This is a genomic window from Flavobacterium sp., assembly GCF_020217025.1.
GTDB lineage: Bacteria > Bacteroidota > Bacteroidia > Flavobacteriales > Flavobacteriaceae > Flavobacterium.
Genome location: NZ_JAIWOF010000132.1, coordinates 1 through 10000 on the forward strand (window position 1 = coordinate 1; position 10000 = coordinate 10000).

The 10000-nt window shown below is 32.1% G+C and carries 8 protein-coding genes; all 8 read right to left on the reverse strand.

What is annotated here, in order from left to right; translation table 11 throughout:
- Positions 1-253: UbiA family prenyltransferase (locus tag LDL23_RS06580; protein WP_291264995.1), on the reverse strand; the 253-nt coding region annotated here is incomplete at its 3' end.
- A 90-nt stretch (positions 254-343) separates the two neighbouring features.
- Positions 344-2446, reverse strand: a complete 2103-nt coding sequence (locus LDL23_RS06585; protein ID WP_291264996.1) for an energy transducer TonB — start codon at positions 2444-2446, stop codon at positions 344-346.
- 9 nt (positions 2447-2455) lie between these two features.
- Positions 2456-3199: a deoxyribose-phosphate aldolase gene (gene deoC / locus LDL23_RS06590; RefSeq protein ID WP_291264997.1), complete on the reverse strand. Its 744-nt coding sequence runs from the start codon at positions 3197-3199 to the stop codon at positions 2456-2458.
- Between the two features lie 75 nt (positions 3200-3274).
- Complete coding sequence (locus LDL23_RS06595; protein WP_291264998.1) at positions 3275-4033, reverse strand: energy transducer TonB; 759 nt, start codon at positions 4031-4033, stop codon at positions 3275-3277.
- A gap of 92 nt (positions 4034-4125) precedes the next feature.
- Positions 4126-4863 (reverse strand): energy transducer TonB, encoded by a 738-nt coding sequence (locus LDL23_RS06600; protein ID WP_291264999.1) that lies wholly within the window; start codon positions 4861-4863, stop codon positions 4126-4128.
- Positions 4864-4907: 44 nt separating this feature from the next.
- Positions 4908-5300, reverse strand: coding sequence for a VanZ family protein (locus LDL23_RS12655; protein ID WP_366935481.1), 393 nt, complete (start codon positions 5298-5300; stop codon positions 4908-4910).
- A complete protein-coding gene (gene gcvH, locus LDL23_RS06605) occupies positions 5269-5649 on the reverse strand; it encodes a glycine cleavage system protein GcvH (RefSeq protein WP_291265000.1) in 381 nt (126 codons plus the stop codon). Before gcvH ends, LDL23_RS12655 begins: the two co-directional genes overlap by 32 nt.
- Positions 5650-5787: 138 nt before the next feature.
- A partial coding sequence (gene sprA, locus LDL23_RS06610; RefSeq protein ID WP_291265001.1) for a cell surface protein SprA occupies positions 5788-10000 on the reverse strand: 4213 nt, incomplete at its 5' end.

The window sequence follows — 10000 nt, forward strand, 5'->3', positions numbered from 1 at the left end:
TAGTTCGGTCCATTTTGGCGTCTAATTCAATTTCGATGATTTGATTGAAAACATTAGAAGCGCCTACCATGCAGTAACCACCGACGATTAACAATACTAAAACCAACCATTGAAAAGGTTGTTCCTCATTAAATCCTAACAAATAACCTGCAATAGTGGAAACCACTACACTAATAGATAAGCGCGCCTTTGTGATTTCTACAAAGTCTTTGTAAAGAGATTTTTTAATTTGAGGTTGAGTATTCGTGTCCACTTTAGTGTTTTTCGCTGTGAAATTGCGCGCAAAGATACGATATGAAAATTAGAATTTAGAATTTAGAATTTAGAAAATTCGTTAAATCTATTAATAATCAAAATACCAGTTAAATAAATCGCTTCTCAATCCAATTGAAAACCAAGTGGTGTTTGATTTTATAGTTGAAGCAGTTTCAGCAGTTGGATCGAAATTTCTAAACATAACATTTCCAAAAACTTTTAAATTTGAAGCTGGATTAACCAAATATCCTACTTGTAAATCGGCAATCATAACCGTTGTTTTATTTCCTTGTGCAATCGAAACCCCAGTATCGTAAGGGCGATTTTCATCGTAATCTAAATAGATATTACCTCCGTAGTTAAAGTTATCGGTTCCGTTATTGAAATCAAATCCGCGTTGGCCGTAAATTAATTTCGCATCAGCAAAATATCTTCCTTTGTAATAACGTGCAATAGCAATAAATTCTCTGAAATTCGCTCCCCATAAATGCCCCATACTTTGATTGTTGTGACCATAATTAGTAATAGGATCACTATGCGAATACACATAAGGACGCACTTGGTTATATTCTACCTGAAGCAATAAATTCTTTATTTTAAACGCATCATAATATTTTACTCCAATTTGGTACGCAAATTTATTTCTCCAACTTTGATTGCTTTGTTTTACATCACCAATTGCAAACTCGTCAATTAAAAACTGTCCGTAGAAGTTAATTTGATTGTTCCATTTGTATTTTGAAGTTAATCCAAGCAATGCATTTCCTGTTTTAGACGATGAGCCAAACTCAACCGTTCTGTAAAAAATTAATGGATTCACAAAATTGAAATCGAAACCTCTATCGTTGGTATTCGTCCAAACCACATTTTCAAAGAAACCTAAATTCCATCTTTTCGTTACATTCCAACTCAAATAATGACTTGCCATGTATTTTGTAGTATAGGTTCCATCAACTGTAGCAGCATCACGAACGTCTTTCAGCCACATGTAGGTATTGATGTATTTAATTTTCCAAAAAGTAGTATTGATTTTGAAATACGGATATGGACTTGCACCATCGCTCTGTAATAAAGAACGATATCCATCTCCTAAGAAATTTCTTCCGTAACCTAGTTGTAGATTTACAAATTTACTTGGTTGGTATTTGATATTTGCTTCTGCCAATGGAAAATCATAAGCATCCTCTTTAAAACGTTTCGCAATTCCAATTCCTGGGATAATCGCTGGATTTCCTCCCGAAGGACGGATACTTTCTGCATATGCATTGTAATAATCAGCAAATCTTCCTTGACTTTCATAGATAGAAGTTGTAAAAGTTAATTGCTTTCCTAGACCACCATTAACAATTAAACCTCTTGTATTAACAAATGTGTTCGAAGCTTCACTTTCAGTATCTTTTCCAATTCTAAAATCGAAAATTGGATTTAGTGTGAACCAATATTCTTCGCCTTGAATCGCTACTAAATTTTCGTTCCATAGTTTTCTTCCCCACCAAGATGCTTTTTGTTTCACAAAAGATTGGTTTGCCGTTTCGAAATCATAATATTTTGCTACTTCATCATACGAATAAGGTTTTGAAGCCGTATGATTATTACTTCCTACTTGATTTAACAAAGCATCGAAAACACCATAATTTTGATGTGAAAACTGCACAATTCCCGAACTTTTAAACTGCGGATTTTCGAATGGTTTTATCACCAAATCATCGTATTCTGATAATTCTTTTTTGTTATCAATTAACAGCGTATTTGTTTTGGCATACTTAGTAGCTACATCTTCTTGAGTGTTTGGGGCAACTAAAGGAATATTGATTTTTATAGAAAATTTGGAATACGTTGGCTTTCCTGCATAAGTAGCAGGTGAAACTTTTGGCAACGATTCAAAAACGCGAGCAGCTTCTTTTTTTAGTGACTCATGTGCTGCGTCGGTATACAAAACCTTGAAATTACCTGTAGTATCGACTTCAAAAACAGCAATTACGGTTCCTTTGTAATTTTGTTCTTGAAGTTCTTGTGGTACTTTAAAATTATTATAAAAATAATTTTGAATCGTATTATAAAAGCAAGATTCCTGTTGTTTACCAATAGCATTTACACAATCTGGAAACATTGGAAATTGTTCGTTTGACGAATGTTGAGCAAAAGTCGCAAATCCGAAAACCAACAACAGTAAACAGTATATTTTTCTCATAAGATATTTTTAATAATCGCTATTTGAAATTTCGCCATTTGCAATTGCTTTAGCAGCTGAAGTTCCAATTCGTTTTACGCCTAATTGAACCATTTCTACAGCTTCTTCATAGGTTCTTACTCCACCTGCAGCTTTAACGGGTAGCGGACAAGAATTTTCAAGCATTAATTTTATAGTAGGAATAGTTGCTCCATTTGGAATACCCTCTGGCGTTTTATAAAAACCTGTTGAAGATTTTACAAATACTTTATCGTATTCTTTTTCGCTAAAATTAGCAATCACCACATTCTTAATTAATGCAGATAATTGTACAATTTGATGATTATCTAAAGCTGCTACTTCAATAATCCATTTTACAATTTTATTATGAGCTAACCCTAATTTAGTTCCTTGTAAAACTTGTTCTTTTACAATATCAATTTCACCTCTTTTAAAAGCTTCATAATCGACAACATAATCTAAATCATCAACACCATTTTCTATAGCTTGTTTAGCTTCCTCTAATTTATCTTCTAAAGTTCCATTTCCTAATGGAAAATCGATAACCGTTCCAATTGTAACTTTTGAATTAGCCTCATGAATCATTTTTTTTGCCAAAACCACTTTATCTGGTCGAATCATGATTAATTTAAAATCATTATCAATGGCTTCTTGAATACAATTTTTCACAACTTCTGTATTTTCTTTTTCAGAAAGATTAGCTTGAGCTGCGGTTTTAAGATAGGTTGAGTCTAAATATTGTTTGATGTTCATTTCAAAAAGAATTATAATGTGTAAAAATAAAAAAATCCCATCGAAATGGGACTTTTTATCACAAATAATATTTAATTATTGAATTTTAAACACAACTGGGATGGTATATTTAATTCTTACCTCTTTATTTCCTTGTTTAGCAGGAATTAATTTAGGTATTCTTTTCACGGCTCTTTCGGCTGCTTTTTGCATTTCTGACGAAGCTCTCTTATTATTTATCGCTACAACATTTGTAATAGCTCCGTTTTCATCGATAACAAATTCCACTTGGGCAACCCCTTGTTTTCCTATCGCTAAGTCTCCTTCAGGATACACCAAGTTTTTCACAATCGCTTTAGCTAATTGTTCATCGAAGCATTCTTTTTGTTCTGCTCTACTCAACCCTTTACAAGCTGGAAACATTGGTAATTGCTCAACAGAAAAAACAGTTGGTGGCTCGCTAGCTCCTCCATCACCATCATCTTTTGGATTATCTGATGGTGTTGTATTCGTATTATTTTGATTATCCGATGGATTATCTTGATTTGCCAAAGGAGTTGTATTATCGTCTTTTTTTGGCTCAGCTTTTGTTGGTTTAAAAACATGAGTTACTTTAGGAGCACTACTAACAACAGGCTTTGTTGTTTCTTGTGGTTTTGTAGTTGGAGCTGGATTATAAACGTAAGTTGGCTCAGAATAAATACCAGTAGAAATTACATGACTAAAAGGTTTTGATACATCCTTAAAATTAAATTCTAAGATAAATAACACCACTAACATAGTGGCTATTAAACCAACTTGAAAATAGATAAAACTATTTTTTACTCTTTTCGGGAAATCAACATTTGCTTTCATGGTTATATAGATTAATAGTTAACAGTTTGTTAATTAATCTATACAATTTATATGCCAAAAAAAAATCCCAACTCGAAAGTTGGGATTTACTATTATTGTAATTTGAAAGTAATTGGCTGACTGTATTTTACTTTTACAGGTTTACCTCTTTGCATTCCTGGTTTGAATTTAGGCAATTTAGAGATTACTCTTAGAGCTTCTTTTTCAAGCAACTCACCACCTTTAGGTCCTTTAGCTTGAACATTAGTAATGCTTCCATCTTTATCAATAACAAAAAGAACAGAGACTCTACCTTGAATATTGTCTTCCATAGCTCTCTCAGGATATTGTTGATTTTTTTTGATATGTTTAGCCATTTGCTCCATAAAACACTCTAAACGTTTGTTTTTTGCAACACCTTCACACCCTGGAAAAACAGGAACGTCTTCGATTACTGCAAAAGGAACTTCTTCATCAATTTCTTCAGCAGTTCCACCTTCTTCACCATAAGAAGAAGCTGTATTAACTACAACTGCTTTATTTTCATCAACTTCTGTAGTTTCAATTTTCTTTTCTTCAAGAACTTGTTTATTATCTACGATTTGAATTACCTCTGGTGCTGGTGGAGGCGGAGGAGGTAGTCTTTGAGTCGGAGGCATTGTAAGAATAACTTCTTCATCTTCCATTGCCATATTATCTGAAATTGCAAGTTCCACTTTTTCTTCTTTAGGATCTTCCGTTTTCATTTCAATGCTCACATACGTTAACATTAAAACAGCTGTAAGACCAATAAGAAAATATAGCGAACTATTTCTCTTCGGATCAACATTAGGATTTTTCTTTACTTCCATAATTTTAATTTTGAGGTGCTAATATAGTTAATATTAGAAATGTTTTAAAAAAATTTATTAAAAATTTTATTTTTCACAATTAAAAAGCCAACAAAACCTACGATTGCTCCTAACGAATTAGCGAACGCATCATATAAATCAGCTTCCCTTGTTTTGGTTAATACACTTTGAAGAACTTCAATAATTATGCCATAAAATATTGCAAAAACTACAATTAGCAAATCATACTTCATTTTTAAATATGACTTTACATTGGCAAAACTCCAAAGAACAACAAATACCAAATAAAACAAAAAATGTACAATTTTATCATTCCAAAGTAAATTTACTTTTGGAATAGCACTAGAACTCACCAAACTTGCAACTGTAATTAAAACAGTCCAAATTATAGCAAGCAATAAAAAATTACGCTCCGATAAGTGCTTTGTAATCTTCACTTGACAAAAGTACTTCTATTTCAGATGCATCAGAAATTTTCACTTTCACCATCCAACCATCACCGTAAGGATCAGAGTTTACTTTTTCAGGATCTGATTCTAATGAATCATTAAATTCGATAATTTCTCCAGATAAAGGCAAAAACAAATCAGAAACTGTTTTAACAGCTTCAACTGTACCAAACACTTCGTCTTTATTTAAGGTTTGATCTAAAGTTTCTACTTCTACATACACGATATCACCCAATTCTTTTTGAGCAAAATCAGTGATTCCCACAGTTGCAACATCTCCTTCAACTGAAACCCATTCGTGGTCTTTAGTGTATTTTAAATTAGTTGGTATATTCATTTGGTTATATTTTTTTGACGTACAAATGTAATTGTATTTATTGAATTGAAAAAAAGGTTTTTGTTATTTTTTTATATAAAAAAACACCCGTTCAAAAAAATACTTTCGAACGGGTGTTTTACTTTATTGTTGAATTATTTAATTCCCAAAATTATATCGTAAAGTGAATCCACTTCTAATATTTGTTGTTGGAAAAGATGTTGAAATAACTGCTTGAGAAAATTGATGATCATAAAAGAAAATTGCCGTTAAATATTTACTAAACGAATAATCAGCCGTTAATTTAATAGACCATAAATCTTGTCCGCCTCCTAACTGATTGTTATCATAATCTAAATATCGAACAATTGTGTTACTTTTTCTTAACGAAAAATCTGCTTTGATATTGATATCACTCTTTATAACTCCCATAGTATTATCAGCTAATGAAGAATTAATGGTAACATCTTTAATTCTATAACCTAGTCCAATAATATATTCGTTGTCGACAACCTCGGTAAGTAGATTATTATCAAAACTCATATTAAGTGTTCTTCCTTTTTTAATTTCAGCTAAGAATTTAAATGAATTTTTTAGCGTCATATCAACTTTTACTAACGGATTGAATTGCTCAGTAAGGTTAACGTTAGATACAATTTTATTGGCATAGAAATTACCATTAGCATCTACTGGAGCATTATTCAAATTAGAACGGAAAGCATTAACATTATAACTTGCTCTATATCCGTGTTGAATAGAGAACGTTTTAAAATTATCTTTAAACCAAGAATAACGCATTAAACCAGTGTATTTAATATTCCAATTTGGCAATGGGGTATTTCTAAAAACTCCGGTTGCCACTTTTCCAGCATCTTGTCCAGAATAAGCCGCAATAAACGAAGGCAATAATACTTGCTGACTATTTTTTCCATAACCAACCGGATAACCTTCCGCATCTCTCGGGAAAGTTGAAGATCCATAATAACTTTCTGCTAATCGATTTGCCACAATCAATCTATTATCTCTCAAATCTTGAAATGCTTGAGAAAAATTCACATCACTTTGTGAAAATGAAGTTTTAATCAAAATAGTTGAAATATTAAAATTTCCAAAATCATATGGCGAACGCGAATTATAATTACCAGCAGTTACATCATATTGTTCTGAGAAATTATACGTATACGAACGGTCTGCACTTAGATCTATTTTTAAATCAGGGAATATCTCTAATTGAGCTGTCAAATTCAACTTTTTATTTTCTACTTGAGTAAAGTTTTGATTGAATTCTGGGAAAGATGTTAACCATCCATTTCTCGCTGCTTCATAACGCACATCGGCTTGACTTCCAAAGATAAAACCTAAAGTAGGCTTAGAAGAACCGAAGAAACCTAAACCAGGTAAATATCCTGGCAGTACAGTACCTTTGTTTTCAGTGTAATTTACTTGAATGTTTTTTATACTTGTTACAACACCTATTAAACCCGACATGAAAAGATTACGTTCATTAGAAATGTTTTTATTTCCTGCAGAGGTTACTTTTTGTCCTGGTTTTGGAGCGACTTGTTTTCCTTTTGTATTGGCTATGTTCTTATTTTTATTTGACTTCGTTTTAGTTAAACCTACATATTTATAAAACGCATCCATGTTAAATATCGTGTTCAATTTATGAGAACTCGCATTTTGAATTGTATTTCCTAATTGATACAATGTTCCATCCTCAGCCTCTATACTTGAAAACGCATTAGACGAACGTTGCCAGCTGTAATCTCCCGTATAGGTGTAAGTAGATTTTACGAAACTTAATATTGGTAATTTATTAATTGGAAGATCGTAATTTACCACAAATTGTTGATTGTGTTGATTAGCTGTTCCTGTGTTCCAATAATCATCCCAAATATCCAATCCGTCAATTGGTAAGTTATTTTCATCTAAATAATTTCTAACAATATTATTTGAGGCAGCTGTATAATTTACACGTAATGACTTTGTAATATTATAATTAAACCCGTATTGATAATTGAAGAAATAATTTCTTCTGTATAAATCTCCTAATCCAACACCTTCAACGTCTACTAAACGAAATCTTTGTTTATTAAACTGTCTTAATATGGAAGAACTGAAAGAAATATTGGTTGGTAAGAAATTAAAATTAAAATCACTTAACAATTTATAATAATTACTCTTTTTAAATGCTTTAGTTTCTTTAAAAGGTTCAACCGTTAATGGCTTAAATGAAAAAGCATAATCTACTGTAGATCTATTTTGTTGATCAATTAAATTTTCAATCTCATAATCATGATGTTGTGTTTCATTTAATGAATAGGACAATGTTAAATTCTCAACATCATAAAAACGAGGTTTTTTTTCCGGATTTCTCTCTTTTTTAACTCCAATCAAGTTGATACTGGTTCTCTTCGTATAATCAATAGCTCTATTTTCAAAATTAGCACGATCAGTAGGATTTGTTGTTAAGTCTAACAATTGCTTCAATTCAATATCTTGATAAAAAGGATCGTATTTAGGTGTTATGGTTTGTTCTCCTACTCCATAATTAAAAGGAAGATTAATTCCCCATCTTTTTGGTAGTAATTTCCCTAAATTTATATTTGTTACAATATCGTATTGAAAAACATCTTCTCTACTTCTTTCATTTGGGCCTTCTTCTAATGATCCAAATCCAATAGTACTCATTCTAGTGGTAGCAGAAACGTTTGCAAAGTCAGCCAAATTGGAATCTAAGTTAGCAACTGCAGCATACCCACCTTTGTTATCCATATCAGACATACGAAGTTCGTTAAACCAAACTTCTCCCCTTTGAATTTGCCCTGTTTTATTTTTAATTCCAATCATTAACGTTCTAACTAATCCAAAATTAGGATTCCCTTTAATTCCTAAGGTTAACCTATTTTTTGAAGAACCTAAGTCTTGTTCATTTAGAAAATGAATACCATTTACATCTGGAGCTCCTAATGCATTAATGATTTTTTTTGATTTTAATGCCGTTAACAATGAAAGCGGCAATTCTATTTCATTATCTAATGGCCAAATTGCATCTGGCGAAGACTCTCCATAAGCTGTAACTTTTAAAGGAATTTCCACTTGATAAAAGTTGTCGGTAAAATCGTTTCCAAATCGAATAAATGCTGTAAGATTATCATCTTGCAAACCTCCGTTTTCTGTAGCTTCAGCATGTAAAAACATACGCAATTTTTTATATTGACGCATGTCGACACTTACGTTTTTGAAAACAGCTCTTGAGTCGTTTGGTTGTAAACCATTTGCAATACCACCTGTTTTATCATATACTCTCAACGACAAAGATTGTTCGTTTTGATTAATTACCGTGTTGTTATTGTATAATTGCTCTCTAACTACTCCTGGAGGAGTCACATATTTAACAGGTGTTCTATCTCCGTTTTCTTGGATATTTAAAGCCACAACATCAAATCCAGTATTATCATCGTCGGTTTGAGGGTCATTAAAATCTAATGAATTTACATATCGTCTCCATTCACCTCTAACTAAATCTAAAGCTCCAAAACGCAATGTAACTTCATCTTTAAATCCAGTCATATACATACGCATAAAACGAATCGATCTAAAATCATTTATAGGACCTACTTTGTTGGCATCTGTAAATTCTTGAATTGGAATTTTATACAAAATCCATCTAGCATTAGCCGTTTCTCCATTAGGCAATACGTCTGTGAATTTTCTTGAATCCACAATATAGTTTTGACCCACAGGTACTCCATTGTCATTATCTGGATATTTTAAAATGGGCACTTCAAATTTAAAATAAGCATTAATCGTGTTCATAGTATTGTCACGATTGATATCTTCTACATCAGGATAAGTAGTGTTTCCACGATTTGAATCGGTTACATTAACCGGAGAGTTTCCTTCAAAACCATTATAATTTTTGTATCGTGTTACAATATCGCCAGATGTATTTAAATAAAACTGATAATTATCTGCTGAAGGATCTGGTTGAGATGCGAATGCTGGAAATTTTAAAACTTCATCGGCATCGGTTAACCCATCAAAACCTGCATCTTGAACCGCTCTATTTCCTCCATTAGTATCAAAAGCATAAATTAAAGACTGCGATGCTGGAACTTCTCCCCAAAAAGTTGAAACTACTGGTTGAGTTGAATTTTCTTCAGGCAAACCATTTTCGTATAACTTTTTCCCATCTCTTAAAATATCTTCTGAAATTTCACCTAAATTGAATACTAATTTTCCAGTATTAGTAGGGTCTGCAACATCTCCTGGATTTCCATAATAAGGATCTAACACCCAAAACTGAATGTATTCAACATTAGACTGTTCAAAATTTGTTGAATTTATAGAGCGCATTATTCCACCCCAA

Excerpts from the sequence above, each read along its gene's own strand:
- LDL23_RS06585 (WP_291264996.1), bottom strand. The coding sequence starts at position 2,446 with ATGAGAAAAATATACTGTTTACTGTTGTTGGTTTTCGGATTTGCGACT.
- deoC (WP_291264997.1), bottom strand. The coding sequence starts at position 3,199 with ATGAACATCAAACAATATTTAGACTCAACCTATCTTAAAACCGCAGCT.
- LDL23_RS06595 (WP_291264998.1), bottom strand. The coding sequence starts at position 4,033 with ATGAAAGCAAATGTTGATTTCCCGAAAAGAGTAAAAAATAGTTTTATC.
- LDL23_RS06600 (WP_291264999.1), bottom strand. The coding sequence starts at position 4,863 with ATGGAAGTAAAGAAAAATCCTAATGTTGATCCGAAGAGAAATAGTTCG.
- gcvH (WP_291265000.1), bottom strand. The coding sequence starts at position 5,649 with ATGAATATACCAACTAATTTAAAATACACTAAAGACCACGAATGGGTT.